The following is a 26,094-nucleotide window of genomic DNA, read 5'->3' as shown; positions in this document are numbered from 1 at the left end:
TCTTTTCTTCCGCGCTGCACGCGCGTGCGGGCCGTTTCCCTCCGGGGGAGGCGGCCCGTTCGCGTGTGCGAGCAAGGCCACTAAAGGGGAATCGGCTACCGGTGCACCGGTCGTGTGCGGCAGGATCCTGGAATGGAGCACGTACGTGATGTCACTGAGCTGCCGAAGGCTCACCTGCATCTGCACTTCACCGGTTCGATGCGGCCGGCAACCGTCCTGGAGCTGGCCGACAAGTACGGTGTACGCCTTCCCGAGGCGCTGACCGACGCCCTGACCAGCGGCGAACCACCCAGACTGCGGGCCACCGACGAACGCGGCTGGTTCCGCTTCCAGCGGCTCTACGACGCCGCGCGCTCCTGTGTGAGAGAGCCCGAGGACATCCGGCGACTGGTCCGGGAGGCCGCCGAGGAGGACGTCAGGGACGGCTCGGGCTGGCTCGAGATCCAGGTGGACCCGACGTCGTACGCGCCGCGCCTGGGCGGGCTGATCCCGGCGCTGGAGATCATCCTGGACGCGGTGGAGACGACGTCCCGGGAGACGGGCCTCGGGATGCGCGTCCTGGTCGCCGCGAACCGTATGAAGCACCCTCTGGACGCGCGCACGCTCGCGCGGCTGGCCGTGCGGTACGCGGACCGCGGTGTGGTCGGCTTCGGGCTCTCCAACGACGAGCGGCGGGGCATGGCCCGGGACTTCGACCGGGCGTTCCACATCGCGCGCGAGGGCGGACTGCTGGCGGCCCCGCACGGCGGCGAGCTGACCGGGCCGGCGTCGGTACGGGACTGCCTGGACGATCTGCACGCCTCCCGGATCGGGCACGGTGTGCGGGCGGCGGAGGACCCGAGACTGCTCCGGCGTCTGGCGGACCGCGGCATCACCTGCGAGGTGTGTCCGGCCTCCAACGTGGCCCTCGGCGTCTACGACAAGCCCGGGGACGTCCCGCTGCGCACGCTGTTCGAGGCGGGCGTCCCGATGGCGCTGGGCGCGGACGACCCACTCCTGTTCGGCTCCCGTCTGGCCGCCCAGTACGACATCGCGCGCGTGCACAACGGTTTCACGGACGCGGAACTGGCGGAGCTGGCCCGGCAGTCGGTACGGGGTTCGGCGGCACCGCAGGACGTGAAGGCGAGGCTCCTGGCGGGCGTCGACGCATGGCTGGCCGCGCCGGCGTCCTGATCGGCCTCTTCGTCAGGGCCTTCGGAAGTGGGCGTAGGGCGGGTACGCCTTGAAGCAGACTAGGACCTCGACCGGGTGCCCGCCGCCGGGCGGCTGCCTCAGCCCCCACAGTCCCGACACCAGTGCCGCCTGCCCCTCGGACACCCTCTTCTGACGCGGCCCCCAGCCGGCCGCGCGGGCGAGCGACATGGCGGCCTCGGCGAAGACGTCCCGGCTGCCGAAGAGGAAGAACGTGCTCGCGTGGACGGTGTGGCGCAGCTCGTCGAGGCGGTCGGTGTGCCGCTGCCGGGCGAGCAGGCCGGCGGCGTCCCGCGCGGTGCGCGCCTCGTCGGTGCGGACGGTGAGCGGGACCCCGTCGCCCCGCCGCAGCCGTCGGCGCAGCCCGGGCCACTGCGAGGCGCGCAGGCCGAGCGAGCCGTGGGCCAGGACGAGATCGACGAGCGGCCCTCGGCCCTCGTCGGGCGGCACCCCGTCCCGCAGGGGCACGTGGACGATCGTGTGCGGTGAGTGGGCGGCGAACGAGAACAGCCCCGCGAGCCGGCTGAGCCCGTCGTGGTCGCCCATGAGCGTGCCGACGGGCGCGGGCCGGCGCAGGGAGGTGTGGCGCAGGGGCTGTCGGGGCTGGACGACCCGGCGCTCGTGCGGGCCGGTGCGGGGCCGGAACTCGCGGAGTCTCAGCCGCATGGGGCATGCCTCATGGCATCAGGGTCGCGGGCCGCGGGGCTCCCCGGCAACGGAGATTCCGTCGAGCAGGGTGCTGACGAGCCGGGCGGCGAACGTGTCCGGCGGCGGGCGTCCGCCGGTCGGGGCGCCTCGAAGGCGAAGCCCCGCTGGACGCGGGCGCCGAGCAGCAGGGAGGCGGCGGCGAAGGTGTCGGCGCCCCTACCGCACGGCGATCGGCGGCTTCCCGGCGAAGGGCAGCTTCATCGCCCGGGCGGAGGTGGCCCAGGCGATGAACCAGCGGGTGGGTGGTGTGGCGTACTGAAGTCCCACGCGAGCGGGGCGCCGTACCGCCCACGGCCGGCAGGGCCGCTACAGACTCACTCCCACGGTCACCGGCTCGTTGACGAGCGTCACGCCGAACGCCCGGTGGACACCCGCCACGACCTCCCGTGCCAGCTCCAGCAGGTCCTCGGTGGTGGCCCCGCCCCGGTTGGTCAGCGCCAGCGTGTGCTTGGTGGAGATCCGGGCCGGCCCGCTGCCGTATCCCTTGGCGAACCCGGCCTTGTCGATCAGCCAGGCCGCCGAGGTCTTGGTACGCCCCTCCCCGGCCGGGTAGGCGGGCGGCTCGGCCCCGTCCCCGAGCCGCTCGCGCACGCGCGCGTGGAAGTCGGCGAGCTGCGCGTCCGTGAGGATCGGGTTGGTGAAGAAGGATCCCGCCGACCAGGTGTCGTGGTCGTCGGGGTCGAGCAACATGCCCTTGCCGGCGCGTAGTTCGAGCACGGCCTCGCTGGCGCGCGCCAGCGGCGCCCGGTCCCCCTGATCCACTCCGAGGGCCCGCGCGGCCTCGGCGTACCGCACCGGCGCCGACAGCCCGCCGGCGTCCTCCAGCCCGAAGCGCACCCGCAGGACGACGTACCGGTCGGGGTCGGCCTTGAACCGGCTGTGCCGGTAGGAGAACACGCACTCCTCGTTGGTCAGTGTCACCGTCTCGCCGGCCCGCCGGTCGTAGGCGACGACCTCGGTGATGGTCGAGGAGACCTCCTGGCCGTAGGCCCCGACGTTCTGGATGGGCGTGGCGCCGGCGGACCCCGGGATCCCGGCGAGGCACTCGATGCCCGCGAGGCCCGCCTCGACGGTGCGGGCGACCGCGTCGGTCCACACCTCGCCGGCCGCCAGCTCCAGCGTCGTACCGCGTGTCTCGAAACCGGTGGTGGCGATGCGCAGGGCAGTGCCGTCGAAGCCCTTGTCACCGATGACCAGGTTCGAGCCGCCGCCGATGACCAGCAGCGGGGTCCCGCTGTCGTCGGCCTCGCGGACGGCGGCGATCACCTCCGCGTCGGTGGTCGCGGTCACCAGCCGGGTGGCGGGGCCACCGAGCCGGAAGGTGGTGAGGGGGGCGAGGGGGGCGTCGTGGAGTTCCTGCACGCGCCCAAGACTACGAGACGCCACCGGCGCTCCCTCCGTCACGCAGCGCACGCGCGCGTAGGGCCCCGTCTCCGCCGGACGGGGACCCCACGCGCGCGTGCGGTCGGTCGCTGCCGTCAGTTGCCGACACCCTCCAGAACCGGGGCCGACTCCCCCGCGGTCACCGTCCGCGTCGCACGACGCCGGCCGGGGATGCACAGGGCGGCGATCCCGGCGAGGGCGACCACGGCCGAGCCGGTGACCAGGGCGGGCCGCAGCCCGTCCACGAAGCTCTGGGCGCTCTCGTAGCCACCCTGGGCGGCGAAGATCGACGACATGACGGCGATGCCGAGCGCGCCGCCGACCTCGCGCAGCGCGTTGTTGGCACCGGAGGCGATGCCCTGTTCCTGCGGGCGTACGGCGGACATCACCAGGTTGGCGGCGGGGGCGAAGTACAGCGCCATGCCGATACCGCTGATGATCAGACCGGGCAGCTGGACACCGTAGGAGGCATGGGCGGTGACCACGGAGGCCATGTAGCCGAGCCCGGCGGCCTGCAGGAAGAGTCCGGCGGCGGCGACCGGGCGGCCGCCTATCCGGTCGGAGAGGATCCCGGCGACCGGCGCGACGAGCATCGGCATGCCGGTCCAGGGCAGCATCCTGAGGCCCGCCTCGGTGGGCGAATAGCCGAGGACGCCCTGCATGTACTGGCTGAGCAGGAAGATCGAGCCGAACATCCCGAGGAACATCAGCAGGCTGGCCGCGTTGATCCCGGAGAAGGCGCGGGAGCGGAAGAGCCGCATCGGCAGCATGGGGTTCTTCGCGCGGCTGCCGTGGATGACGAAGCCGACGAGCAGGGCGCCGCCCGCGAACAGTCCGGTCAGCACGAGGGAGCTGGTCCACCCGTCGGCGGGGCCGCGCACCAGGCCGTAGACGATTCCGAAGAGTCCGCCGCTGGCGAGCAGGGTGCCGGGGAAGTCGAGCGGGGCGCCGGTGCCGTGGGACTCGGCGAGACGGAGCCGGGCGAGGGGCAGCAGCGCGAGGCCGAGCGGGACGTTCAGCCAGAAGATCCAGTGCCAGGACACGTGTTCGGTGAGGCTGCCGCCGATGAGCGGCCCGGAGGCGACCGCGAGCCCGTTGACGGCCCCCCAGATGCCGTAGGCCATCCCGCGCCTGGCCTCCGGCACGGCCGCCGTCAGCAGGGTGAGCGTCAGCGGCATCATCACGGCCGCGCCGACGCCCTGCACCGCGCGGGCGGCGATCAGGGAGTCGATGCCGGGTGCCATGGCCGCGGCGGCGGAGGCGCCGGTGAAGACGGTGAGTCCGGCGAGGAAGAGCCGGCGGCGGCCGAAGCGGTCACCGAGGGCCGCGCCGAACATCAGCAGGACGGCGAAGGTGAGCGTGTAGGCGCTGACGGTCCATTCGAGGTCGTCCAGCGCGCCGCCGAGGTCCTTGCGGATGGAGGGCAGCGCGGTGGTGACGACGAGGTTGTCGAGGGCCGCCATGAATCCGGCGACACTGGTGATGACGAGCGCCCATGCGGCGCCCCCCCGACGTGCGTTCTGCTGTGCGGTCTCTTGTGACATCGCTCCCCCAGAGCGTGTGTGACAGTCGCTTAGTTATTGATCACTAATTTTTGGGCCCATGAAGAGGCCCGCAAGGAAGCGGCCGGGCGCCCCCTCACTCGTCGCCGCACCCGTCCAGCCGCCCCGTGGTCGCGGCCTTCGCGTACATCCCCTGCCAGACCCGGTGCTCGGGCGGAAAGCCCATGGCCGCGTAGGTGTTGATGAGCATGCCCTTGGCCAGGAAGGTCGTCGTGCGGTCGACGTCGGCCCCCGAGAGCAGGTGGACGGTGTCCCACAGGCGCCCCCAGCCGGCCCGCACCAGTTCGCCGAACTCGTGCTCGCCCTCCGCCTCGGCGGCCGACACGGTGATGTACGTCTGCATCTGCATCTGGAGCCACTCGGGCCGCTCCTGGATCAGCCGCACGTACGCGTCACCCATGGCATGCAGGGCCTCTTCGCCCTGCACCCCCTCGGCCGCCCCCTCGAAGAGTTCGCACATCTCGTCGATGCAGCGCTGCGAGGCGGCGGCGAAGATCGCCTTCTTGCCGGGGAAGAGCCGGAAGAGGTACGGCTGGGAGACACCGACCCGTTTCGCGATCGCCTCGGTGGAGGTGCCGTAGTAGCCCCTCTGCGCGAACTCCGTGATCGCCGCACGAACGACGCTCTCACGCCGCTCCTCAGCACTCATCCTGACCATGCGGAGAAGTTAGTACTCAATCACTAACTAAGTCAAGCAGCCGGAACACCGGCTCCCCCTCGGCCGTTCGACGGGTAGGGGGGCCGCACATGCGTAAGGGACGCCCCGCAAGGGAGAGCGCCCCTTACCGCGCTGTGGGACCCGCCGGGTCAGGCCGGTCTCACGAGCCGGGTTCAGGCCAGCCGTACGACCGCCCGTGACATGCCCAGCACCTTCTGTCCCGCGCTCGTCGCCGTCAGGTCGACGCGCACGGTGTTGTCGTCGAGCTTGGCCGCGACCTTGCCGCTGACCTCGACCAGGGCGCCCTGGTCGTCGTTCGGGACGACGACGGGCTTGGTGAAGCGGACGCCGTAGTCGACGACCGCTCCCGGGTCGCCGATCCAGTCGGTCACCACGCGGATCGCCTCGGCCATGGTGAACATGCCGTGCGCGATGACGTCCGGCAGGCCCACCTCCTTGGCGAACTTCTCGTTCCAGTGGATCGGGTTGAAGTCCCCGGAGGCACCCGCGTACCGCACCAGCGTGGCACGGGTCACGGGGAAGACCTGGGCGGGCAGTTCGGTGCCGACCTCGACGTCCTCGTACGCGATCTTCGCCGTCATCGGATGCTCACGCCCCCTCTTCCACGTCCGCCGCACGGGCCACCAGCTTGGTCAGTGCGCTCACCACGAGTTCACCCGTCTCGTCGCGGACGTCGCCGCGGATGTCGATGACGTCGTTGCCCGCGAGGGACTTGACGGCTTCGATCGTCGAGACGACGGTCAGCCGGTCGCCGGCACGCACCGGGCGCCGGTAGGCGAACTTCTGGTCGCCGTGCACCACCCGGCTGTAGTCGAGGCCCAGCTGCGGGTCCTCGACGACCTGTCCGGCCGCGCGGAAAGTGATCGAGAAGACAAAGGTCGGCGGAGCGATCACGTCGGAATGGCCGAGCGCTTTGGCGGCCTCCGGGTCCGTGTACACGGGGTTGGTGTCGCCGACCGCTTCGGCGAACTCACGGATCTTCTCCCGGCCCACCTCGTAGGGCTCGGTGGGTGGGTAGGTCCGTCCCACGAAGGACTGGTCGAGCGCCATTGGCCCGGCACCTCCTGATGTCTGCTGTGATGCCCCACAAACTAGCGGGAAAGCCGACTGCCGAAACGCCGTGAGGCCGCCCCCGGGATGGGGACGGCCTCACGAACGAGCCTGTTGTTACCGTGTTTCGCGATGCGCGGTGTGCGCATTGCAACGCGGGCAGTGCTTCTTCATCTCAAGACGATCCGGGTTGTTACGCCGGTTCTTCTTGGTGATGTAGTTCCGCTCCTTGCACTCCACGCAGGCCAGCGTGATCTTCGGGCGGACGTCGGTGGCAGCCACGTGAGTGCTCCTAAGACGAACGGATGGACTGATTCAACGCAAAAAGAGTAGCCGATCGAAGGACCGACCCCGCAATCGGCTACTGTCAGTAGCGGTGACCGGACTTGAACCGGTGACACAGCGATTATGAGCCGCTTGCTCTACCGACTGAGCTACACCGCTTTGATGAGATCAGTCCCGCCTCGCGACGGGACCTCTCACACCAGAGCCCCAATACGGAATCGAACCGTAGACCTTCTCCTTACCATGGAGACGCTCTGCCGACTGAGCTATTGGGGCGAGCGATGAAGACATTACACGCTCGGCCGCCGTTCACCCAAATCCGTTTCCCGCCGCTCCACCGGGCCCCTTCCACCTGGCTCACTGCGGCCTCCGGGGCCCCTCCAGAAGCTCCTCACGCGCGCGTGTCGAAGCGTTGCCGACCGGTCCGACCAGGCCGGTACGACTATTGCGCTCCTCCCCGCCGCGCACGGTTCGCCACCCTAGGCTCGACTCACTCTGCGTGATCTTGAGTCCCCCGCCCGGACCGACCCTCCTGGAGCGCGATGCCTGACAGCCAGCCGCAGCCGCCCTCGTCGTCGTCCAACTCCCCGGGCTCCTCGGGACAGCCCGAGCCGGCCGGGCTCCTGCTGTGCGGGGCACGGCTCACCGACGGCCGCACCGTGGACGTACGGCTGGGCGGCGGGCGCATCGAGGCGGTCGGTACGGCCGGCAGCCTGGCACCGGGTCCGTCCCGCCCGGGCGGCACGCGCGTGGACCTCAGCGGCTACCTCCTGCTCCCGGCCCCCGCCGAACCGCACGCCCACGGCGACACCGCCCTCTCCGCCGACCGGGGCGGTCCCGTCCCGTACGACCCCGACGACGTCCAGCGCCGCGCCACCGAGGCCGCCCTGCTGCAACTCGGCCACGGCGCGACGGCGGTACGCGCGCACGTGCGCGTGGGCGACGTCCAGGGGCTGGCCGCCCTCGCCGCCGTTCTCCAGGCCCGCCGTTCGCTGCGCGGGCTCGCGGAGCTGACGACGGTCGCGATGCCGCGCGTGCTGACCGGAGTGGCCGGCGTCGAGGGGCTGGCGCTGCTGCGGGACGCCGCGAAGATGGGCGCGTCCGTGCTGGGCGGCTGCCCGGACCTGGACCCCGATCCGACGGGCTACGCGGAGGCCGTCCTGGAGGTGGCCTCCGAGCACGGCTGCCCCGTCGATCTGCACACGGACGCCGTGGACGCGGCCCGGCTGGCGAGGCTCGCGACGATGGCGGGCGGCATGCGCCCCGGCGTCACGCTCGGTCCGTGCGCCGGGCTCGCGCGCCTGCCCGCCGAGGCGGCGAACCGGGTCGCGGACCAGCTCGCCGCGGCCGGCGTCACGGTGGTGTGCCTGCCCCAGGGCGGCTGCGGCTCCGTCGACCGCCGCGGCACCGCCCCGGTACGGCTGCTGCGCGCTGCCGGTGTACGGGTCGCCGCAGGCAGCGGCGCCCTGCGCGACCTGTCGAACCCCGTCGGCCGCGGCGACCCCCTGGAGGCCGCCTACCTCCTCGCCTCCCGCCACGGCCTGCGCCCCGAGGACGCCTACGAGACCGTGAGTACGTCCGCCCGCGCCGCCCTCGGCCTTCCCGAGGTCCGTGTCGAGGCGGGTTTCCCCGCCGAACTCCTCGCCGTACGAGGCGACCACCTGGCAGGCGTCCTCTCACTCGCCTACAGCCGGATCGTGGTGCACCGGGGGCGCGTGGTGGCACGCACGAGCGCGGTCCGCGAGTACTGCAACTCGGCGGCGACAGCGGAACTGGGGCTGCCCAGGCAGGGACGGGGCGAGGTGTCCTGAGGGGCGCGCCGGGGGCGGAGGGGCCGGGCGGATGCCGGCGGTCCGAGCGGATACCTGAGCCGAAGAGCCGGCGTGCGGTGACGACCGTGCGCGGGGGCGCGTCCGTGAGGACGACCCCCACCCGGCCAGGCACTTCACGGGCTCGGCGCGGACGCGCGGGGCGCATGAAGTCGTGCGGCGGATGCGGGGCTTCGGGCGTACGGTCGGAGACATGCGCATTGTCATCGCTGGTGGTCATGGTCAGATCGCGTTGCGGTTGGAGCGGCAGCTCTCCGCGCGCGGGGACGAGGTCGCGGGAATCATCCGGAAGGCCGAACAGGGCGACGATCTGCGGGCGGCCGGCGCCGAACCGGTGCTGCTCGACCTGGAGTCGGCGTCGGTCGAGGAGGTCGCGGCGTGTCTGCGAGGAGCGGACGCCGCGGTGTTCGCGGCGGGCGCGGGCCCGGGCAGCGGCACGGCCCGCAAGGAGACGGTCGACAAGGGTGCGGCGGTGCTGTTCGTGGACGCGGCCGTCCGCGCGGGCGTGCGCCGCTTCGTGATGGTCTCGGCGATGCGTGCGGATCCGGCACACCAGGGTGACGACGTCTTCGACGTGTATCTGCGGGCCAAGGGCGAGGCCGACGCGTACGTCAGCCGGCAGACCGCCCTGGACTGGACGATCCTGCGCCCCGGCTTGCTGACGGACGAGCCGGGTACGGGACTGGTGCGTCTGGAGGCGCACACGGGCCGGGGACCGGTCACGCGTGACGATGTGGCCGCCGTGCTGGCGGAGTTGGTGGACACGTCGGCGACCGCCGGTCTGACCCTGGAGCTGATCGGTGGTTCGACGCCGGTCACGGTGGCCGTGAAGTCGGTGGCCGGGAACTGAGCCCGCCGCCCGGCCGTTGGGACTTGTGACGGTGACGACAGCCGGGCGCGCTCGTCAGAACAGCGGCAGCTGTCCGGGAAAGGCCGGCACGGTGTAGCCGTCCAACGACGGCTGGACCGCGCCGAGTTCGGCCTGCCGCCGCGAGCCGGAGCAGGAGACCAGGTCGCCGGTGTCCCGCGCCCCGGGCGGGTCGTGCCGCGCGAAGCGTCCCGCGACGACGGCGATTTCGCGGTGGCACACCGGACAGGTTCTGCGTCGGGAGGACATGATCCCAGTGTGCCCCGGGGCGTGCCACACGTGCCGGGGGCCGCGGGGTCCCGGGCGGCTGGTCGAGCGCCCACGGCGTCTCCGGCGCCCACACCGGCCGCCGCGACCGGGGAGGCGCACCGCTGCCGGTCACGAGGGCCGTGCCAACCGCACCCGCCCGACGGCGGGACAGGGATTCCGCGGACGCGGCGCCGGGGCGGGGATGTCGTCGCGCCTCCGCTCGCCGCATCCATGGCACGACAAGCTCCCACGGCACAACAAAAGGAGACCCCCTCCGACCTGTGTTTCCACAGTCCGGAGGGGGTCTTCCCCAAAGTGGCGGCGCCAGGATTCGAACCTGGGAAGGCGAAGCCGGCAGATTTACAGTCTGCTCCCTTTGGCCGCTCGGGCACACCGCCGGGGTTTGCCACCAAGTCGAACCGTTTTTCGGCGGTGCTCCCTGGCAACGACGTAAACAATACCCGATCCCCAGGGGTGCTCCGCCACCCGATTGATCTGCGCTCACGAGACGTGGGGTGGCTAGGCTGGTGCGGATGCGGCCCGGTCCCCACACCAGGCGCTGTCGCCGTCGCGCGCCGGAACGCATCCCGTTACGCCCCCCGATACAAGGAGCCACAGGACATGGCCGACTCCAGTTTCGACATCGTCTCGAAGGTCGAGCGGCAGGAGGTCGACAACGCCCTCAACCAGGCCGCCAAGGAGGTCTCGCAGCGCTATGACTTCAAGGGCGTCGATGCGTCGATCGCCTGGTCGGGCGAGAAGATCCTGATGCAGGCGAACTCCGAGGAGCGGGTCAAGGCCATCCTCGACGTCTTCCAGTCGAAGCTGATCAAGCGCGGCATCTCGCTGAAGGCGCTGGACGCGGGTGAGCCTCAGCTCTCCGGCAAGGAGTACAAGATCTTCGCGTCGATCGAGGAGGGCATCTCCCAGGAGAACGCGAAGAAGGTGGCGAAGATCATCCGGGACGAGGGTCCCAAGGGTGTGAAGGCCCAGGTCCAGGGCGAGGAGCTGCGCGTCAGCTCCAAGAGCCGCGACGACCTCCAGGCCGTGATCGCGCTCCTGAAGGGCCAGGACTTCGACTTCGCGCTCCAGTTCGTGAACTACCGGTAGTCACCCCCAGGCCGAGACGGACGAAGGGTGGGCGCCCGGGGCGCCCACCCTTCTCGTCTCCCGTCCGTCGGCCTGCCGGGCGGTCAGTCGCGCGAATTGCCGAAGAGAAGGCGGTAGAGGATCAGCAGGACCAGCGAGCCGCCGATCGCCGCCACCCAGGTCGCGCCGTCGTAGAAGTTCCTGGTGACGGGGTGGTCCAGCCAGCGGGCCGAGATCCAGCCGCCGAGGAACGCGCCCACGATGCCGATGAGAGTCGTGCCGATGAAGCCGCCCGGGTCGCGTCCCGGCAGCAGGATCTTGGCGATGGCGCCGGCCAACAGTCCCAGGATGATCCAACCGATGATGCCCATGCGCTGAACCTGCCCTTCCGCGCCGTGTTCGCACTGATCCGGCCCTGTGATTTCGTTCTCTGCCGGCTGTGCCGGACAAGTTGTCCGAGTCATCCGCAGATGGCCGTCGCGCACATGCGTTCGCGCCCTGTCTGCTAAGAGGACGCCACGGCGACACCCTGCGGTTGCGGCGATCAGTAGGGTGCGCGCATGTCCTCCTCCCTTCCCGGCCTGCGGCGCACGCTGGGTCTGCACGACGCTGTTCTCATCGGCCTCGGCTCGATGATCGGGGCGGGCGTGTTCTCGGCTCTGGGCCCGGCGGCCCGCGCGTCCGGTGCGGGGCTGCTGCCCGCGCTGGCCGTCGCTGCCGTCGTCGCCTACTGCAACGCCATGTCCTCGGCCCGCCTCGCCGCCCGCTACCCGCAGTCGGGCGGCACCTACGTGTACGGACGGGAGCGGCTCGGCGCCTTCTGGGGGTACCTCGCGGGCTGGGCGTTCGTCGTCGGCAAGACGGCGTCCTGCGCCGCGATGGCGCTGACCGTGGGCGCTTACGCCTGGCCGGGGCAGGCACACGCGGTCGCGGTCGCGGCCGTGGTGGCACTGACCGCCGTGAACTACGGCGGTATCCAGAAGTCGGCCTGGCTGACGCGGGTGATCGTGGGCGTGGTGCTGGCCGTCCTCGCCTGCGTGGTGGTCGCGTGCCTGACGTCCGGGCGAGCGGACGCCGGGCTGCTGCACATCAGTCTGTCGTCGGGTGCGGGCGGCGTCCTTCAGGCGGCCGGCCTGCTGTTCTTCGCGTTCGCGGGGTACGCGCGGATCGCGACCCTCGGCGAGGAGGTACGGGACCCGGCGCACACCATCCCGCGCGCGATTCCACTGGCCCTGGGTATCGCGCTGGTGGTGTACGCGTGCGTGGCGGTGGCCGCGCTCTCCGTGCTCGGCGCCGACGCGCTGGGGCGGACGGCGGCGCCGCTGGCGGACGCGGTGCGGGCGGCCGGGGTGCCAGGGCTGGTGCCCGTGGTGCGGGTGGGGGCCGTGGTGGCCGCGCTCGGCTCGCTGCTGGCGCTGATCCTGGGCGTGTCACGGACCACGCTCGCCATGGCCCGGGACGGCCATCTGCCACCGGCGCTGGCCGCCGTGCATCCGCGCTTCGAGGTCCCGCACCGCGCGGAGCTGGCCGTGGGCGCGGTGGTCGCCGTGGCCGCGGCTACCGCGGACGTCCGAGGCGCCATCGGGTTCTCCTCCTTCGGTGTGCTGGTGTACTACGCGGTGGCCAACGCCTCGGCCTGGACGCTCGATCCGGCGCCGCGTGCCCGCGTGGTACCGGTGGTGGGCCTGCTGGGGTGCGCGGTGCTCGCCTTCGCCCTGCCGGTGGTGTCGGTGGCCGCGGGGGCGGCCGTGCTGGCCGCGGGCGCGGTGGCGTATGCGGTGCGGCGGCGGGTGACGGCTCCGTAGCCGGCTGCCGCCTTCCGGGAGGCCCGGTCGTTCAGGGGGCCTGCCGCGGGGCCGGTGCCGTGCGTATCCGCAAGTCGTCCCACGGGGCCAGATCCGTGCCCTCGTCGGTCTCCTCGTACCAGCCCGTGCGGTTCATCCAGACGCACAGCCAGTCGGTGAGGGTGGCCGCGTCCACGAACCAGGCGCCGTCGGCACCGTCGCCGTTCGGTTCGTAGAGCAGGACTGTGGCCTGCGGGGTACGGCAGTCCACGCACGCGTACATGCCGCAACCCCAGTGCGAGATGGGCAGGACGCCCTCCGGCCAGGGCCACTCCGGGTTCTTGCGGCCGTACTCGCGGTTGGTGAGGTACTGGGCGACGGCGGCCGGTTCGCCGGACGGGGCGGCGTCCAGCAGGGGCAGCAGACCGTACGACGGGCCGAAGCCTCCGTCGCCGACCTCCTCGTACAGCGCGGCGAGGAGGGGTGGCAGGGGGAAGCCCAGGGCCTCCCGGGCTCGGTCGAGGGTGGCTGCGTCTACGGGTGCGGGAAGCGACGGCCAGCCCCACGGGCGGGTGTCGCGGGCCCGCAGGGCCACCTGTGTCAGCAACTGCCCGATCTCGGTCATGGCTTCATGATGCAGGCCGCCGCTGACAGTCGCGGCGGCCTGTGGACAACCCTTGGCCCGGATGCGGGCCTGTGGACAACTCGTGTGCGGCGGGAGCCGCATGAGGTGTGGTCAGCGGGTCGCGGGGGTGGTCAGCGAGTCGCGAACGGCTGGTCGGTGGGCACGATCTCGCGTCCCGGTGGAAGCAGTGAGACCGGGATCGGCTTGAAGTTGACGATGCCGAAGGGGATCCCGATGATCGTCAGGCACATCGCGACACCGGTGACGATGTGGGCGAGTGCCAGCCACCAGCCCGCCAGGACCAGCCACAGGACGTTGCCGACGCAGGAGGGGGCGCCGGCGTCCCGCCGCTCGAGGGTCGTGTACCCGAAGGGCCACAGGGCGTAGACGCCGATACGGAGGACCGCGAGGCCGAACGGGATCGTCTCGGGATGTTCCCAATCGCGCTACAAGGGCGCTGAGGTTCCGCCTGGACGCCTGACCGGCTGATACTTGTGGCAGCAGGCATGCCGACGAAGTGACCTGGAGAGGTACCGATCATGAAGGTGTTCAACCTGCTGCTCAACATCCTGTGGCTCGTCTTCTGCGGCCTGTGGATGGCGATCGGCTACGCGATCGCAGCACTGATCTGCTTCGTCTTGATCATCACCATCCCGTTTGGCATCGCGTCCCTGCGTATCGCCGGCTACGTCCTGTGGCCGTTCGGGCGGACCACGGTGGACCGACCAGACGCCGGCGCCGGGTCCTTCATCGGCAACGTGATCTGGGTGATCTTCGCCGGGTGGTGGCTGGCTCTGGCTCACCTGATCACGAGCATCCCGCTGTTCCTGTCGATCATCGGGATCCCGTTCGGGTGGGCCAACCTGAAGCTCATCCCGATCTCGCTCATGCCTTTGGGACGCGAAGTTGTGCCGACGGACCAAGGCTTCGGAGGCAGGTGATCGGGGAGCAACATCAGGCTCTCGACCACGAGTTCCATCATCAACGAGTCCCGGAACCTCGCCATCCGGATAGCCGTTCAAGCGCTATGCCTACTGGTAGAAACCAGGCGGGATCCGTTGGATATTGGCGACAGTGGCAAGCGAGGCGCATCATGCTTGAGTAGCACCCTTCGATCCCGGAGCACCTGAAGTGATCAAGGACACTGGCGCCACCGTCCAGGCCTCGAAGCACTTCAATGCGTGGACGTCAGATGACACGTGGACCCGCGTGAACGCCGCGCTGTCGGACGTGGAACGGGTCCCTCTTCCCGAACTTCAGCTCCTACCGCCGATGATCATCGAAGGGCGAGTCGACCCGAGCGCGATGCTGCACCCTGAGGGACTATCCCGAACGGGATGCCGATGATCGTGATGCAGAGGATCACGCCCGCCAGCAGGTAGCCGAGGAACAGCCAGAAGCCGCTCAGGACGAGCCAAATGGCGTTCAGGATGGTCTTCACTGCGGGCGACCTGCCATCTTCTCCAGTCGGGCGATCCGCTCCGCCATGGGCGGATGCGTCGAGAACATCTTGGACAGTCCCTGGCCCGGACGGAAGGGGTTCGCGATCATCATGTGGCTCGCGGTCTCGATCCGGGGCTCGGGCGGCAGCGGGAGTTGCTTGGTGCCGGCCTCCAGCTTCCGCAGGGCGCTGGCGAGGGCGAGAGGGTCGCCGGTGAGCTGGGCACCGGAGGCGTCCGCCTCGTACTCCCGGGAGCGGCTGATGGCGAGCTGGATGAGGGTGGCGGCGAGCGGGCCCAGGATCATGATGAGCAGCAGGCCGAGGAAGCCGGGGCCGTCGTCGTCGTCCGACCGGCCGACCGGGATCAGCCAGGCGAAGTTGACCAGGAACATGATCACCGAGGCGAGGGCGCCGGCGACCGACGAGATGAGGATGTCGCGGTTGTAGACGTGGCTGAGCTCGTGGCCGATCACGCCCCGCAGTTCGCGCTCGTCCAGGATCCGCATGACGCCCTCCGTGCAGCACACGGCGGCGTTGCGGGGGTTGCGGCCCGTGGCGAAGGCGTTCGGCGCCTCCGTCGGGGAGATGTACAGGCGGGGCATGGGCTGGCGGGCCTGGGTCGAGAGGTCGCGGACCATCCGGTAGAGGGCCGGGGCCTCGAATTCGCTCACGGGGCGCGCGCGCATCGCGCGTAGCGCCAGTTTGTCGCTGTTCCAGTACGCGTACGCGTTCGTGCCGAGGGCGACGAGGACCGCGACGATCAGACCCGTCCGGCCGAAGAAGCTGCCGATGACGATGATGAGTGCCGACAGTCCCCCGAGGAGAACTGCCGTCCTGAGTCCGTTGTGCCGGCGGTGCACGGTACGCCCTCCAAGTCGTGCGGCAGGGGAACCCTTTGCCTGCGGTGCTGCCTTCCGATCTGCGATGCCACCGGTGTCGTGGTGTCACGTCCAGTGGACCCTTACGCACTGGTCAACGCCAGGCGACGGCCGCTAGTTCCCTTGTGTCCGCTGTGCGCCGCGTGAGCCGTTCGGGTGAGCGCCGCGTCCCGGCACACGTGGGCCCGCACGCGCGCGTGAGGGCGTCAGAACAGTCCGGTGGCGGCGAAGCGGAGCACCAGCTGGGGTGCGCCGGAGAGGGCGACACCGAGGGCGCCGGTGAGGGCGAGTGCGGCGGTGAGCGGGGCAGGCAGGCGGTGCTTGGCCGTCTCGCCTTCCGGAGCACGGAACAGCAGGCCCGTCCACTGCAGGTAGTAGTAGAGGGCGATCACGACGTTGACGGCCATGACGACGGCCAGCCAGCCGAGGCCGGCGTCGACGGCCGCCGAGAAGACGGTGACCTTGGCGAAGAGTCCGACGATGCCCGGCGGCAGTCCGGCCAGGCACAGCAGGAAGAACGCCAGGAGCAGCGCGGTCAGCGGGTTCTTGCCGTACAGGCCGCGGTAGTCGGAGAGCCGGTTGAGTGCCTTCGTCCGGCCGACCAGGGCGGCCACCGCAAAGGCGCCGAGATTCACGGCCGCGTACATGAGGGCGTAGGCGACGGTGGAGCCGACGGCCTTCTGGGGGTCCTTGGCGTATCCGGCGGCGGCGATCGGCACGAGCAGGTAGCCGGCCTGGCCCACCGAGGACCAGGCGAGCAGTCGTACCGCGCTGTACGCGCGCGTGGCCTGCTGGCGCAGGGCCGCCACGTTGCCGACGGTCATGGTGAGGGCGGCCAGGGCGGCGAGTGCCGGGCCCCAGACGTCGGCGTACGACGGGAAGGCGACGACGGTGACCAGGATCAGGCCGGAGAAGCCGACGGCCTTGCCGACGACCGACAGGTAGGCGGCGATTGGGAGGGGGGCGCCGACATAGGTGTCGGGGACCCAGAAGTGGAAAGGGACCGCGGCCGTCTTGAAGGCGAAACCGACCAGGGTGAGGACGACACCCGTCTGGGCGAGCGTGTGCAACTGGCCGTCGACGTGCTGGATGCGGTCGGCGACCTGGGTGAGGTAGAGGCTGCCGGTGGTGACGTACACGAAGCTGACGCCCAGGAGGCTGACGGCGGTCGCGGTCACCGAGGACAGGAAGAACTTCAGGGCGGCTTCGGAGGACTTCGCGTCCCCGTGCCGGATGCCGACGAGGGCGAAGGCGGGCAGGGAGGCGACCTCCAGGGCGACGATCAGGGTGGCGAGGTCGCGGGAGGCGGGCAGCAGGGCCGCGCCGGCGGCCGAGGAGAGCAGCAGGAACCAGAACTCGCCGTGGGGATAGCGGCGGTTGCCGTCCTTGAGGGTGGTGACGGACAGCAGGGCGGTGAGCAGGGCGCCGCCGAGCACCAGGAACTGCACGATCAGGGTGAACCGGTCGGCCGTGTAGCTGCACGCGCGCGTGGCGCCCGTCAGGCAGAAGGTGCTGCGGTCGTGGTCCAGGAGTGGCAGCAGCAGGACGGCGGCCGCGGCGAGTCCGGCGACCGACACCCAGCCGAGCATCGGCTTCCTGGCCTCGGGCACGAACAGGTCGGCGACCAGGACGGCGAGGGCGACGACGGCGGTGAGGGTGGGCGGGGCGACGGCGAGCCAGTCGACGGACTGGACGAGGTTCGTGGCCATGGGCTGGGCCAGGGCACTCATCGGGGGCCTCCTGCGAGGAGCTGCTGCACGGCCGGGTCGGTGAGTCCGAGCAGGGCCTTCGGCCACAGTCCGGCGACGACGGTGAGGGCGACGAGCGGGGTCCAGGCCGCGAACTCGTAGCTGCGGACGTCGGCGAGTTCCGGCCTGTCCTGCGGTACGGCGCCCATGCAGACGCGGCGGACCACGGCCAGCATGTACGCGGCGGTCAGCAGGGTGCCGAAGGCGGCGATCGCCATGAAGGTGAGGAAGGCCGGGCGGTTGAGGCCGGTGGCGGGCTTGAACGCGCCGAACAGGGCGAGCATCTCGCCCCAGAACCCGGCGAGGCCCGGCAGTCCGAGTGAGGCGACGGCGGCGAAGGCGATGAGGCCGCCGAGACGCGGTGCCTTGCCGTACAGGGCGGCGCCCGTTTCCTCGGCAAGGGTGTCGAGGTCGGTCGTGCCGGTGCGGTCCTTCAGGCCGCCGACCAGGAAGAACAGCAGGCCGGTGATGAGGCCGTGGGCGATGTTGGCGAACAGGGCGCCGTTGACGCCGGTGGGGGTCATGGTGGCGATGCCGAGCAGGACGAAGCCCATGTGGCCGACGGAGGAATAGGCGATCAGGCGTTTGAGGTCGCCCTTCGCACCCCGTTTGGCCAGGTTCAGGCAGGCCAGGGAGCCGTAGATGATCCCGACCACGGCGAAGGCCGCGAGGTACGGGGCGAAGGTGCGGAATCCGTCCGGTGCGACCGGCAGCAGGATCCGGACGAACCCGTACGTGCCCATCTTCAGCAGGACTCCGGCCAGCAGGACCGAGCCGACGGTCGGCGCGGCGGTGTGGGCGTCCGGCAGCCAGCTGTGCAGGGGCCACATCGGGGTCTTGACCGCGAGCCCGATGCCGATCGCCAGAGCGGCGATGACCTGCACGGATGTGGTCAGTGACCGGCCGTTGTCAGTGGCGAGTGCCACCATGTCGAAAGTGCCCGCCTTGATTCCGATCAGGAGCAGGCCGAGCAGCATGACCACGGATCCGAGCAGGGTGAAGAGGATGAACTTCCAGGCGGCCCGGGTCCGCCCCGCACCGCCCCACCGGGCGATGAGGAAGTACATCGGGATGAGCACCATCTCGAACGCCAGGAAGAACAGCAGCAGGTCGAGGACGGCGAAGCTGGCGAGGGTGCCGGACTCCAGGACGAGCAGCAGTGCGACGAAGGCCTTCGGGGACGGGCCCGCAGGCATGTTGAAGTACGAGTAGAGCGCGCAGAGGAAGGTCAGCAGCGCGGTCAGGACCACGAGAGGCAGGGAGATGCCGTCGATGCCGAGGTGGATGCGCACGTCGAGTGCGGGGATCCAGCTGATGTCGGTCGTGGCCTGCATCCTCGACGGATGGTCCTGGTCGAAGCCGAGCGCGAGGACGATCGTGGCGATGAGGATCGCGCCGGTCACGGTCATGCCGTGGCGGAGCACGGCCTGCCCGGGTGACTTCCCCTTCAGCCCGGGCGGGGCGGGGAGCAGGGCGGCGACGGCGCCGAGGAGCGGGCCGACGACGATCAGTGCCAGAAGGAACTGCATCACGGACTCGTTGATATCGATCACGCCTGCTCACGCTCCGGTGGCGACGAGGAGGACGGCGACCGCCAGGACGACGGTGCCGGCGAGCAGCGCGCTCACATAGGTCTGGACGTTGCCGGTCTGGGCGCGGCGTACGGCGGCGCCGAGCAGGCGGGGTGCGGCGGCCGCGCCGCGGACGTAGGTGTCCACGACCTCGCGGTCGAGGAACTGGACGAGGCTCGCCGCCGCCAGGACCGGGCGGACGAACAGGACGTCGTACACGGTGTCCAGGTGGAAGCCTTCGGCGGCGTGCCGGCGCAGCGGGCCGAGCAGCAGCCGGGCGGGGTCCGCCGGGTCGGGTGCGTAGGCCACGTCGCCGAACGCGGGCTCGTGGGTGGCGATGGCCTCGGCCTCGACCAGTGCCGCGTCGCCCTCGGGGTGCGCGGCGACGGCGCCGATCGGGGCTCGGGCCGCCAGTGCCCTGGTGCGCTGCCAGGCGCCGTAGGTCACGAGTCCGCCGATCAGCGCGAGGCCGGTGCCGAGGACCGAGGTGGTGAGGGCCGGGGTGAGGTCACGGCCGTCGAACCAGCCGGGCAGCGACCGGTAGGCGAACCCGCCGAAGGCGAGGGACGGGACGGCCAGGACCCACAGCACCACGGTCATGGTCAGCGGCTGCCGGCCGTGGTCGGGGGCCTCGCTGCCCCGGCCGCGGAAGGCGAGCAGCCACAGCCTGGTCGCGTACGCGGCGGTCAGCAGGGCGGTGACCAGGCCGGCGACGAGGACGATCCAGCCGGCGCTGCCGGGAGTGTGCGCGGTGTGGCCGGTGGCCGCGTGCTCGGCGGCGCCCAGGACGGACTCCTTGGAGAAGAAGCCGCTGAAGGGCGGGATCGCGGCCAGCGCGAGGAGCGCCACTGTCATCGTCCAGTAGGCGTCCGGGACACGATCGCGCAGTCCTGCGGTGCGGGACATGACGGCCAGTGAGTTGGTGCCGGCGGCGTGGATGACCACGCCTGCCGCGAGGAACAGCAGCGCCTTGAAGGCGGCGTGGGACAGGAGGTGGAAGACGGCGGCGCCGCGGTCGCCGACGGCGAGGGCGCCGGTCATGTAGCCGAGCTGACCGATTGTCGAGTAGGCGAGGACGCGTTTGATGTCGTCCTGGGCGAGCGCGGCGAGAGCCGACCCGGCCATGGTGACGGCTCCCATGACGGCGAGGACGACCATCACGGCCGCGCTGGTCTCGAAGACCGGAAGGAGACGGGCGACGAAGTAGACACCGGCGGCGACCATCGTCGCGGCATGGATCAGTGCGGAGACGGGGGTCGGGCCCGCCATGGCGTCGGGAAGCCAGGTGTGCAGCGGGAACTGCGCCGACTTGCCCGCCACTCCGCACAGGAGCAGCAGGGCGACCAGGGTCGGGTGGTGCAGTCCGCCGTTCGCGACGGTGCCGAGGATCGTGGTGATGCGGAAGGAGCCGGCGTCGGTGGCGAGCGCGAACAGGCCGATCAGGAACGGCACGTCGCCGAGCTTGGTGACCAGGAAGGCCTTGACGGAGGCGGCGCGGGCCTCGGGGGTCTCCCAGTAGTGGCCGACCAGGAAGTAGGAACAGATGCCCATGACTTCCCAGCCGACCAGCAGCACGATCAGGTCGCCTGAGTAGACGACCAGCAGCATCGCCGAGGTGAAGAGGGAGACGAGGGCGGCGTACGAGGGGTAGCGCGGGTCGTCGCGCAGATAGCCGGTCGAGTAGATCTGCACGCAGGTGGCGACGAGGGCGACCAGGACGGCGACCAGAGCGGCGAAGCCGTCGATGTACAGGGCGAGTTCGATCGGGACCGAACCGGTCGGGGTGAGCTGGGTGTGGGCCTCGACGGCCCGGCCGCCGCCCTGGTCCACGGCGACCGTGATGGCCAGCGCGAGTGCGGCGAGGGCCGGCAGGACCGCGAGCGGGCGGACGAAGCCGGGGGCCGTGCGTCCCACGAGCAGGCCCGCCGCGGCGGCCAGGAAGGGCAGGAGGGGGACGAGGACGGCGAGGTTGGTCGTGGTCACGCGGTGGCCTCAGCCTTCTCGTCGGCCGTCCCGTCCGTGGGCGTGCCGTGCTCGTGGCCCTCTGCGGTGTCGCGGAGCCGGTCGATGTCGGAGGTGCCGCGGTTGCGGTAGACGGCGAGGACGATCGCCAGGCCGATGCCGATCTCGGCGGCGGCGATGGCGATGGTGAACAGGGTCAGTGCCTGTCCGGAGTGCAGGGTGTCCCGGGCGGCCTTGCTCAGCCACACGTCGAAGGCGACGAGGTTGAGGTTGACGGCGTTGAGCATCAGCTCGACCGACATCAGGACCAGGATCGCGTTGCGGCGGGCGAGGACGCCGTACAGGCCGGTGCAGAAGAGGAGGGCGGACAGGACGGCGGGATAGGCGAGGTGCATCAGCGGGCGCCTTCCTGCTCGGAGCCCTGCTCGGCCCCTTGCTCGGAGCCCTGCTCGGGCTCTGGCCCGATCGGGTGAATCCCGGAACCCGTGACGGAGGGGGAACTCTGTGTGACGGTCCGGCCGTTCACAGGGGGCGGGGCCGGGTCCGCCTTCGTCTTCCGGGACAGGACGATCGCACCGACCAGGGCCGCGAGGAGAAGGACGGAGAGAGCCTCGAAGGGCAGGACCCAGTTCTGGAAGAGGCTCTCGCCGGTGACCTTGGTCGAACCGGCGGCGGGGCCGTCCAGGTCGACCCAGGTGGTGCGGAAGGCGTCCACGACCACCCAGACCAGGGCGGCCGCGGCGGTCACCGCGACGGCCAGCGCGGCCCAGCGGTTCTCGGAGTCGGCGTCCGGGGAGCGGCCGATCGGGGCCCTGGTGAGCATCAGACCGAAGAGGAGGAGGACGACTACGGAACCCACATAGATGAGGACCTGCACCCAGGCGATGAACTCCGCGGTGAGCAGCAGGTATGCGACGGCGAGACCGCCGAGCGTTACCACCAGCCACAAGGCGGCGTGCACCAGCTGGCGGGTGGTGACCGTGACCAGGGCGGCGCCGAAGGTGACCAGGCCGACGAGGAGGAACGCGATCTCCACGCCGGTCGGGGACAGGAACCCGTGCGGCGCCTGGGCGAGGGGGCTCACGACTCGCCCTCCCGCTGCTCGGCCTGCGCGGCCGCGAGCTTCTCCGCGGACTTCCGGGCGGCGGCGATCTCCTTCGGTTCCTCCGCGCCGGGGTCGAGGGCGGGCGGTGCCGGCACCGTCCACATCCACTCGCGGAGCTTGTCCCGCTCGTGGGTGAGTTCGTGGATGTCGGTCTCGGCGTACTCGAACTCCGGGGACCAGAACAGGGCGTCGAAAGGACAGACCTCGATGCAGATACCGCAGTACATGCACAGGGAGAAGTCGATGGCGAAGCGGTCCAGGACGTTGCGGCTGCGTTCGCGGCCGCCCGGCGCCGCGGGCGGGACGGTCTCCTTGTGGGAGTCGATGTAGATGCACCAGTCGGGGCACTCACGGGCGCAGAGCATGCAGACCGTGCAGTTCTCCTCGAACAGGCCGATCACACCACGGGTGCGGGGCGGGAGGTCGGGCAGGGCGTCCGGGTACTGCTCGGTGACCGTCTTCCGGGTCATCGTGCGCAGGGTGACGGCCAGGCCCTTGGCGAGGCCGCTGCCGGGGATGGGGGCCACGGTTAGGAGATCACCACCTTGACGATGCCGGTGAGGGCGATCTGGGCGAGGGAGAGGGGGACGAGAAGGGTCCAGGAGAACTTCTGCAGCTGGTCCTCGCGCAGCCGGGGGTAGGTCACGCGGAGCCAGATCACTACGAAGGCGAGGAGCGCCGTCTTCAGGAGGGTCCACAGCCAGCCGAGGCCGTCGGCTCCCCACGGGCCGTGCCAGCCGCCGAGGAAGAGGACGGTGGTCAGACCGCACAGGACGACGATCCCGGCGTACTCGGCGAGCAGGAACAGGGCGAAACGCAGGCCGGTGTACTCGGTGTACGCACCGAAGATGATCTCCGTGTCGGCGACGGGCATGTCGAAGGGGGGCCGCTGGAGTTCCGCGAGGCCGGCGATGAAGAAGACCAGGCCTCCGGTGATCTGCCAGGGCAGCCACCACCAGTGGAAGGCACCGACGATGCCCGGCAGGGAGACGGTACCGGCCGCCATCGCCACGGAGGCGGCGGCGAGCAGCATGGGGAGTTCGTAGGCGAGGAGCTGGGCGGCGGTGCGCAGACCGCCGAGGAGGGAGAACTTGTTGGCGCTGGCCCAGCCGGCCATGAGCGAGCCGAGGACACCGATGCCCATCACGGCCAGCACGAAGAACACGCCCGCGTCCAGCACCTGGCCGACGGCACCCTCGCCTGGGCCGATCGGGATGGCGAGCAGCACGAGCAGATAAGGGAGGAGAGCCACCGCGGGTGCCAGCTGGAAGATGCGGCGGTCCGCACCCGCGGGGACCACGTCCTCCTTCTGCACGAACTTCACCCCGTCGGCGATCAGCTGGGCCCAGCCGTGGAAGCCACCGGCGTACATCGGGCCGAGGCGGCCCTGCATATGGGCCATCACCTTGTGCTCGGTCTGACCGACGATCAGGGGGAAGGTGAGGAAGACGACGAACACGACGAGGAGTCGCAGCACGACGTCCAGGGCGTCGTTCACTACGGGCCTCCTGGACGGTCTTCGTGGGGAGCGGGTCGTTGTTCGGTGGTTTCGCTGTCCGAGTCCGAGTCCGGGGCCGAGTCCAAGTCCGGGGCCGGGTTCGAGTCCGGGTCCGGAGCCAGGTCCTGGGCTTCGGGGCTGGGAGGAGCGTCGGGGCCTGAGGCGACGGCGGAATCGGGGGGTGCGGTCTCGGACTCGGCGTCGTCTGAATCCTCGGGAGCCTGCCCGTCCTCGGCTGCCTCGGCCGGCGATACCGGCTCGGTGGACTCGGTGGACTCGGTCGACTCAGGGGATGCGTCCCGCCGCTCTCCGCCTCCGCCTCCAGCTTCGGCTTCGTCGAAGGCCGGGCGGGCGTGGTGCCACGGGGCGTCCGGGCTGCGCGGGCCAGAGGGGCGGGCCGGGGCGGCCGGTTCTGCCGCCGGTGCCGTGTGCTGCGTGCGCTGCGACGCGGAGCCACCCGAGGCGGTACGGGCCCGGCGCGGCCCCCGGGGAGCGGCGCCCGTCGGCTCCTCCGCAGGAGCGGTCCCGGCCGCTGCGGATGCCGCCCGCTGTGAGGCGGAACCCTCGCTCACGCTCCGCCCCCGCCGCGGAGTCACCGGCGTCTGCTCACCGGACACGTCCCGTTGAGAAGCAGACCCCTCGGTCGCGCTGCGTCCCCGGCGCGGTGTGGCTGGCGGCGGTGTCCGCGTGGAAGCCGCTTCCGTCGCGGGCGCAGACGCCGGCGCCGGCGCGGACACGTCCGTCGCGTCGGTCGTCTGGCCGGCCGAGCCCTCCGCTGCCGTACGGGAGCGGCGCGCCGGACGCTCGCCGGCTGCGCGTACCGGGCGTTCGCCGGTGGCGCGGGGCGCGGCGGCCCGGGCCGGGCGTGCGGGGGCAGGGGGGAGCTGGCCCTTCAGGGGGCCCCATTCGTTGGGGTCGGGGACGCCCGGGGGAAGGATCTGGCGGCGCCTGGGGCCGCCGTGGTCGGACTCGCCGGGTTCCTTGGCGCCGGGCCAGGCCTTGGCGACACGGGCCGCCAGGACGAAGTCCTTGCGCAGGGGGTGGCCCTCGAAGGTCTCCGGGAGGAGGAGGTGGTCCAGGCCGGGATGGCCGGAGAAGCGGACGCCGAACATCTCGTGGGTCTCGCGTTCGTGCCAGCGAGCGCCCGCGTAGACGCCGACGGCGGAAGGGAGTTCGGCGGCGGAGTGCGGCACGGTGGTCCGCACGAGCAGGCGGCGGACCGGGGCGAGGGCGACCACGTGGGCGGAGACGCGGAAGCCGGTGCCCGGTTCGTCGACCGCGCTCATCCAGTCGAAGAAGGTGCAGCGCAGGGTCGTACGGGCCGTCTCCAGGGCGGCGAGCCAGGAGGAGGGAGGGACGTCGACCGTGAGGACCTCGTAGGACTCCTCGGCCGTGGCGTCCGGGCCGAAGAGCTCGTCCACGGGTGCGGGGAGCCAGCCGGTGGGGGCCGTCATCGCGGGTCCCCTTCGGCGCCGGGGGCCGGTGGCCGCACCAGGTCGCTCTGGAGGGCGGCGGCGGACGGGCGGGGGGTGGCGTACCGCTCGCCCAGGGACTCCGCCGCGATCTTCTCCTGGAGTTTGAGGATGCCCTGGAGGAGGGCCTCGGGGCGCGGCGGGCAGCCTGGGACGTACACGTCGACGGGGATGATCTGGTCGACGCCCTTGGTGACGGAGTAGGAGTCCCAGTAGGGGCCGCCGCAGTTGCTGCACGCGCCGAAGGAGATGACGTACTTGGGCTCGGGCATCTGCTCGTACAGGCGCTTGACGGCCGGGGCCATCTTGTCGGTGACCGTGCCCGAGACCACCATCAGGTCGGCCTGGCGGGGGCCCGGGGCGAAGGGGATCACTCCGAGGCGGATGAAGTCGTGGCGGGCCATCGACGCGGCGATGAACTCGATCGCACAGCAGGCGAGTCCGAAGTTGAATACCCAGAGCGAGTACCGGCGGCCCCAGTTGAGGACGACCTTCATCGGCTCGGGGGCGAGGCGGGCGAGCGCGCCCAGCCGTTTGGGTTCCGGGAGCAGCACGGGCTCCGGAGGCGTCACGTCCGGCGTCACGTCCATGTCAGGACGCCCTTCTTGTAGGCGTACAGCAGGCCGACGGCCAGGAAGCCGAGGAAGATGAACATCTCCACGAGCGTGGTGGCGCCGTAGCCGGGGGCGGCGAAGACCGTCGCCCAGGGGAACAGGAAGATCGAGTCGACGGCGAAGACGACGTAGAGGAAGGCGTAGACGTAGTAGCGGACCTGGGTGTGCGCCCAGCCCTCGCCGACGGGGTCGACACCGCACTCGTAGGTCAGGAGTTTCTCCGGCGTGGGAACCACGGGGCGCAGCAGTCGGCCGGCGCCGAAGGCGACGGCGACGAAGAGCACGCCGAGCAGGGTCAGCAGTCCCACGACCGAGTAGGACGCGAAGTAGTCCGCGGCGACGACCACGGTCGGCTCCCCGTTCACCGTCTCCCACATCGTCGGTCCCCTCGCTCCCTCGACAGACCACGGGCCGGTCCCGGCCCCGCGTCGTGACCTAAGTCAACTCTTGATTCGACGATCTGTACGCACGGGAGTCTAGGCCCTGATAAAGACACGGTAAGC

At 71.1% G+C, this 26,094-nt stretch carries 28 protein-coding genes, 3 tRNA genes and 2 pseudogenes; 6 read left to right on the top strand and 27 right to left on the bottom strand.

The genetic code is table 11. From position 1 onward, the window contains the following. Window positions 1-132: 132 nt before the first annotated feature. Window positions 133-1,173 carry an adenosine deaminase gene (locus ACFXI4_RS15295; RefSeq protein WP_384990635.1) on the top strand — a complete coding sequence of 347 codons (1,041 nt, stop codon included), beginning with the start codon at window positions 133-135 and terminating at the stop codon, window positions 1,171-1,173. 12 nt (window positions 1,174-1,185) lie between these two features. Here the strand turns inward: ACFXI4_RS15295 and ACFXI4_RS15290 are convergent, their stop codons facing one another. From ACFXI4_RS15290 to ACFXI4_RS15245, 10 genes and pseudogenes are all read right to left on the bottom strand, one after another. After that, window positions 1,186-1,857, bottom strand: coding sequence for a hypothetical protein (locus tag ACFXI4_RS15290; protein ID WP_384990633.1), 672 nt, complete (start codon window positions 1,855-1,857; stop codon window positions 1,186-1,188). A gap of 18 nt (window positions 1,858-1,875) precedes the next feature. After that, window positions 1,876-2,051, bottom strand: a pseudogene (locus tag ACFXI4_RS15285) (TetR/AcrR family transcriptional regulator); the annotation flags it as partial. A gap of 154 nt (window positions 2,052-2,205) precedes the next feature. Then, complete coding sequence (locus ACFXI4_RS15280; protein WP_384990630.1) at window positions 2,206-3,261, bottom strand: UDP-N-acetylmuramate dehydrogenase; 1,056 nt, start codon at window positions 3,259-3,261, stop codon at window positions 2,206-2,208. Window positions 3,262-3,377: 116 nt separating this feature from the next. Beyond that, window positions 3,378-4,826: an MFS transporter gene (locus ACFXI4_RS15275; RefSeq protein WP_384990627.1), complete on the bottom strand. Its 1,449-nt coding sequence runs from the start codon at window positions 4,824-4,826 to the stop codon at window positions 3,378-3,380. Between the two features lie 94 nt (window positions 4,827-4,920). Next, complete coding sequence (locus tag ACFXI4_RS15270; RefSeq protein ID WP_384990625.1) at window positions 4,921-5,502, bottom strand: TetR/AcrR family transcriptional regulator; 582 nt, start codon at window positions 5,500-5,502, stop codon at window positions 4,921-4,923. A 173-nt stretch (window positions 5,503-5,675) separates the two neighbouring features. Continuing rightward, complete coding sequence (locus ACFXI4_RS15265; protein ID WP_362725925.1) at window positions 5,676-6,104, bottom strand: MaoC family dehydratase; 429 nt, start codon at window positions 6,102-6,104, stop codon at window positions 5,676-5,678. A gap of 7 nt (window positions 6,105-6,111) precedes the next feature. After that, window positions 6,112-6,573: a MaoC family dehydratase N-terminal domain-containing protein gene (locus ACFXI4_RS15260; protein WP_362725923.1), complete on the bottom strand. Its 462-nt coding sequence runs from the start codon at window positions 6,571-6,573 to the stop codon at window positions 6,112-6,114. Window positions 6,574-6,690: 117 nt separating this feature from the next. Next, a complete protein-coding gene (rpmG, locus tag ACFXI4_RS15255; protein ID WP_003948671.1) occupies window positions 6,691-6,855 on the bottom strand; it encodes a 50S ribosomal protein L33 in 165 nt (54 codons plus the stop codon). Between the two features lie 89 nt (window positions 6,856-6,944). After that, window positions 6,945-7,017 (bottom strand) — tRNA-Met (locus ACFXI4_RS15250). A gap of 44 nt (window positions 7,018-7,061) precedes the next feature. Next, window positions 7,062-7,134 (bottom strand) — tRNA-Thr (locus tag ACFXI4_RS15245). A 266-nt stretch (window positions 7,135-7,400) separates the two neighbouring features. Between ACFXI4_RS15245 and ACFXI4_RS15240 the strand changes: the two genes are divergently transcribed. Both ACFXI4_RS15240 and ACFXI4_RS15235 read left to right on the top strand, forming a co-directional pair. Beyond that, window positions 7,401-8,669 (top strand): amidohydrolase family protein, encoded by a 1,269-nt coding sequence (locus ACFXI4_RS15240; RefSeq protein WP_384990623.1) that lies wholly within the window; start codon window positions 7,401-7,403, stop codon window positions 8,667-8,669. Window positions 8,670-8,880: 211 nt separating this feature from the next. Further along, window positions 8,881-9,537, top strand: a complete 657-nt coding sequence (locus tag ACFXI4_RS15235) for an SDR family oxidoreductase (RefSeq protein ID WP_384990621.1) — start codon at window positions 8,881-8,883, stop codon at window positions 9,535-9,537. A 54-nt stretch (window positions 9,538-9,591) separates the two neighbouring features. Here the strand turns inward: ACFXI4_RS15235 and ACFXI4_RS15230 are convergent, their stop codons facing one another. Further along, entirely contained in the window at window positions 9,592-9,804 is a 213-nt protein-coding gene (locus ACFXI4_RS15230) for a hypothetical protein (protein ID WP_362716164.1), read from the bottom strand. Window positions 9,805-10,120: 316 nt separating this feature from the next. Beyond that, window positions 10,121-10,202: transfer RNA gene (locus ACFXI4_RS15225), tRNA-Tyr, on the bottom strand. Window positions 10,203-10,425: 223 nt separating this feature from the next. Here ACFXI4_RS15225 and ACFXI4_RS15220 point away from each other — a divergent pair. Continuing rightward, complete coding sequence (locus ACFXI4_RS15220) at window positions 10,426-10,914, top strand: YajQ family cyclic di-GMP-binding protein (RefSeq protein ID WP_362716161.1); 489 nt, start codon at window positions 10,426-10,428, stop codon at window positions 10,912-10,914. 83 nt (window positions 10,915-10,997) lie between these two features. Here ACFXI4_RS15220 and ACFXI4_RS15215 read toward each other — a convergent pair whose 3' ends face one another. Beyond that, window positions 10,998-11,264 (bottom strand): GlsB/YeaQ/YmgE family stress response membrane protein, encoded by a 267-nt coding sequence (locus tag ACFXI4_RS15215; protein ID WP_384990616.1) that lies wholly within the window; start codon window positions 11,262-11,264, stop codon window positions 10,998-11,000. 189 nt (window positions 11,265-11,453) lie between these two features. Here ACFXI4_RS15215 and ACFXI4_RS15210 point away from each other — a divergent pair, with 189 nt between their 5' ends. After that, on the top strand, window positions 11,454-12,698 hold the full coding sequence (locus ACFXI4_RS15210) for an APC family permease (RefSeq protein ID WP_384990614.1): 1,245 nt from the start codon (window positions 11,454-11,456) through the stop codon (window positions 12,696-12,698). A gap of 31 nt (window positions 12,699-12,729) precedes the next feature. Here ACFXI4_RS15210 and ACFXI4_RS15205 read toward each other — a convergent pair whose 3' ends face one another. Next, on the bottom strand, window positions 12,730-13,302 hold the full coding sequence (locus ACFXI4_RS15205; protein WP_384990612.1) for an SMI1/KNR4 family protein: 573 nt from the start codon (window positions 13,300-13,302) through the stop codon (window positions 12,730-12,732). 131 nt (window positions 13,303-13,433) lie between these two features. Continuing rightward, window positions 13,434-13,724 carry a YccF domain-containing protein gene (locus ACFXI4_RS15200; protein ID WP_384990721.1) on the bottom strand — a complete coding sequence of 97 codons (291 nt, stop codon included), beginning with the start codon at window positions 13,722-13,724 and terminating at the stop codon, window positions 13,434-13,436. A 117-nt stretch (window positions 13,725-13,841) separates the two neighbouring features. Between ACFXI4_RS15200 and ACFXI4_RS15195 the strand changes: the two genes are divergently transcribed. Beyond that, window positions 13,842-14,243 carry a YccF domain-containing protein gene (locus ACFXI4_RS15195; protein ID WP_384990609.1) on the top strand — a complete coding sequence of 134 codons (402 nt, stop codon included), beginning with the start codon at window positions 13,842-13,844 and terminating at the stop codon, window positions 14,241-14,243. 341 nt (window positions 14,244-14,584) lie between these two features. On the opposite strand, the pseudogene ACFXI4_RS15190 reads toward ACFXI4_RS15195, so the two are convergent. The 12 genes and pseudogenes from ACFXI4_RS15190 to ACFXI4_RS15135 form a co-directional block, all read right to left on the bottom strand. Then, window positions 14,585-14,743: pseudogene (locus ACFXI4_RS15190) on the bottom strand (YccF domain-containing protein); the annotation flags it as partial. Then, complete coding sequence (gene htpX / locus ACFXI4_RS15185) at window positions 14,740-15,603, bottom strand: zinc metalloprotease HtpX (protein WP_362716151.1); 864 nt, start codon at window positions 15,601-15,603, stop codon at window positions 14,740-14,742. The pseudogene ACFXI4_RS15190 and the gene htpX, both read right to left, overlap by 4 nt. Window positions 15,604-15,827: 224 nt before the next feature. Next, on the bottom strand, window positions 15,828-17,351 hold the full coding sequence (locus ACFXI4_RS15180; protein ID WP_384990606.1) for an NADH-quinone oxidoreductase subunit N: 1,524 nt from the start codon (window positions 17,349-17,351) through the stop codon (window positions 15,828-15,830). Further along, window positions 17,348-18,922: an NADH-quinone oxidoreductase subunit M gene (locus tag ACFXI4_RS15175; protein WP_384990604.1), complete on the bottom strand. Its 1,575-nt coding sequence runs from the start codon at window positions 18,920-18,922 to the stop codon at window positions 17,348-17,350. Before ACFXI4_RS15175 ends, ACFXI4_RS15180 begins: the two co-directional genes overlap by 4 nt. A gap of 6 nt (window positions 18,923-18,928) precedes the next feature. Next, on the bottom strand, window positions 18,929-20,923 hold the full coding sequence (locus tag ACFXI4_RS15170) for an NADH-quinone oxidoreductase subunit L (protein WP_384990601.1): 1,995 nt from the start codon (window positions 20,921-20,923) through the stop codon (window positions 18,929-18,931). Beyond that, window positions 20,920-21,297: an NADH-quinone oxidoreductase subunit NuoK gene (gene nuoK, locus ACFXI4_RS15165; RefSeq protein WP_362716140.1), complete on the bottom strand. Its 378-nt coding sequence runs from the start codon at window positions 21,295-21,297 to the stop codon at window positions 20,920-20,922. Before nuoK ends, ACFXI4_RS15170 begins: the two co-directional genes overlap by 4 nt. Next, window positions 21,297-21,986 carry an NADH-quinone oxidoreductase subunit J gene (locus tag ACFXI4_RS15160; RefSeq protein ID WP_384990598.1) on the bottom strand — a complete coding sequence of 230 codons (690 nt, stop codon included), beginning with the start codon at window positions 21,984-21,986 and terminating at the stop codon, window positions 21,297-21,299. Before ACFXI4_RS15160 ends, nuoK begins: the two co-directional genes overlap by 1 nt. Next, the gene (locus tag ACFXI4_RS15155; protein ID WP_362716136.1) at window positions 21,983-22,534 is read right to left on the bottom strand and encodes an NADH-quinone oxidoreductase subunit I; all 552 of its coding nucleotides are present in this window, start codon (window positions 22,532-22,534) and stop codon (window positions 21,983-21,985) included. Before ACFXI4_RS15155 ends, ACFXI4_RS15160 begins: the two co-directional genes overlap by 4 nt. 2 nt (window positions 22,535-22,536) lie before the next feature. Next, the gene (locus tag ACFXI4_RS15150) at window positions 22,537-23,505 is read right to left on the bottom strand and encodes a complex I subunit 1 family protein (RefSeq protein WP_362716133.1); all 969 of its coding nucleotides are present in this window, start codon (window positions 23,503-23,505) and stop codon (window positions 22,537-22,539) included. Next, on the bottom strand, window positions 23,505-24,959 hold the full coding sequence (locus tag ACFXI4_RS15145; protein ID WP_384990594.1) for an NADH-quinone oxidoreductase subunit C: 1,455 nt from the start codon (window positions 24,957-24,959) through the stop codon (window positions 23,505-23,507). Before ACFXI4_RS15145 ends, ACFXI4_RS15150 begins: the two co-directional genes overlap by 1 nt. Next, window positions 24,956-25,567, bottom strand: coding sequence for an NADH-quinone oxidoreductase subunit B family protein (locus ACFXI4_RS15140; RefSeq protein ID WP_362717472.1), 612 nt, complete (start codon window positions 25,565-25,567; stop codon window positions 24,956-24,958). The genes ACFXI4_RS15145 and ACFXI4_RS15140 overlap by 4 nt, the downstream gene beginning before the upstream one ends. Continuing rightward, complete coding sequence (locus tag ACFXI4_RS15135; protein WP_362717475.1) at window positions 25,558-25,968, bottom strand: NADH-quinone oxidoreductase subunit A; 411 nt, start codon at window positions 25,966-25,968, stop codon at window positions 25,558-25,560. The genes ACFXI4_RS15140 and ACFXI4_RS15135 overlap by 10 nt, the downstream gene beginning before the upstream one ends. Window positions 25,969-26,094: the final 126 nt, after the last annotated feature.

It is taken from the genome of Streptomyces sp. NPDC059224, from assembly GCF_042754285.1.
Classification (GTDB): Bacteria; Actinomycetota; Actinomycetes; order Streptomycetales; family Streptomycetaceae; genus Streptomyces.
The sequence above is the reverse complement of the archived record's forward strand: the minus strand, read 5'-3'. Positions and strand labels throughout refer to the sequence as shown.

Bases quoted from the DNA above. Each gene is read 5' to 3' on its own strand.
- ACFXI4_RS15135 (WP_362717475.1), bottom strand. From the start codon at position 25,968: ATGTGGGAGACGGTGAACGGGGAGCCGACCGTGGTCGTCGCCGCGGAC.
- ACFXI4_RS15195 (WP_384990609.1), top strand. From the start codon at position 13,842: ATGAAGGTGTTCAACCTGCTGCTCAACATCCTGTGGCTCGTCTTCTGC.
- ACFXI4_RS15275 (WP_384990627.1), bottom strand. From the start codon at position 4,826: ATGTCACAAGAGACCGCACAGCAGAACGCACGTCGGGGGGGCGCCGCA.
- ACFXI4_RS15235 (WP_384990621.1), top strand. From the start codon at position 8,881: ATGCGCATTGTCATCGCTGGTGGTCATGGTCAGATCGCGTTGCGGTTG.
- nuoK (WP_362716140.1), bottom strand. From the start codon at position 21,297: ATGCACCTCGCCTATCCCGCCGTCCTGTCCGCCCTCCTCTTCTGCACC.
- ACFXI4_RS15230 (WP_362716164.1), bottom strand. From the start codon at position 9,804: ATGTCCTCCCGACGCAGAACCTGTCCGGTGTGCCACCGCGAAATCGCC.
- ACFXI4_RS15290 (WP_384990633.1), bottom strand. From the start codon at position 1,857: ATGCGGCTGAGACTCCGCGAGTTCCGGCCCCGCACCGGCCCGCACGAG.
- ACFXI4_RS15140 (WP_362717472.1), bottom strand. From the start codon at position 25,567: ATGGACGTGACGCCGGACGTGACGCCTCCGGAGCCCGTGCTGCTCCCG.
- ACFXI4_RS15205 (WP_384990612.1), bottom strand. From the start codon at position 13,302: ATGACCGAGATCGGGCAGTTGCTGACACAGGTGGCCCTGCGGGCCCGC.
- ACFXI4_RS15210 (WP_384990614.1), top strand. From the start codon at position 11,454: ATGTCCTCCTCCCTTCCCGGCCTGCGGCGCACGCTGGGTCTGCACGAC.
- ACFXI4_RS15180 (WP_384990606.1), bottom strand. From the start codon at position 17,351: ATGAGTGCCCTGGCCCAGCCCATGGCCACGAACCTCGTCCAGTCCGTC.
- ACFXI4_RS15240 (WP_384990623.1), top strand. From the start codon at position 7,401: ATGCCTGACAGCCAGCCGCAGCCGCCCTCGTCGTCGTCCAACTCCCCG.
- ACFXI4_RS15145 (WP_384990594.1), bottom strand. From the start codon at position 24,959: ATGACGGCCCCCACCGGCTGGCTCCCCGCACCCGTGGACGAGCTCTTC.
- ACFXI4_RS15220 (WP_362716161.1), top strand. From the start codon at position 10,426: ATGGCCGACTCCAGTTTCGACATCGTCTCGAAGGTCGAGCGGCAGGAG.
- ACFXI4_RS15265 (WP_362725925.1), bottom strand. From the start codon at position 6,104: ATGACGGCGAAGATCGCGTACGAGGACGTCGAGGTCGGCACCGAACTG.
- ACFXI4_RS15215 (WP_384990616.1), bottom strand. From the start codon at position 11,264: ATGGGCATCATCGGTTGGATCATCCTGGGACTGTTGGCCGGCGCCATC.
- ACFXI4_RS15295 (WP_384990635.1), top strand. From the start codon at position 133: ATGGAGCACGTACGTGATGTCACTGAGCTGCCGAAGGCTCACCTGCAT.
- ACFXI4_RS15260 (WP_362725923.1), bottom strand. From the start codon at position 6,573: ATGGCGCTCGACCAGTCCTTCGTGGGACGGACCTACCCACCCACCGAG.
- ACFXI4_RS15270 (WP_384990625.1), bottom strand. From the start codon at position 5,502: ATGGTCAGGATGAGTGCTGAGGAGCGGCGTGAGAGCGTCGTTCGTGCG.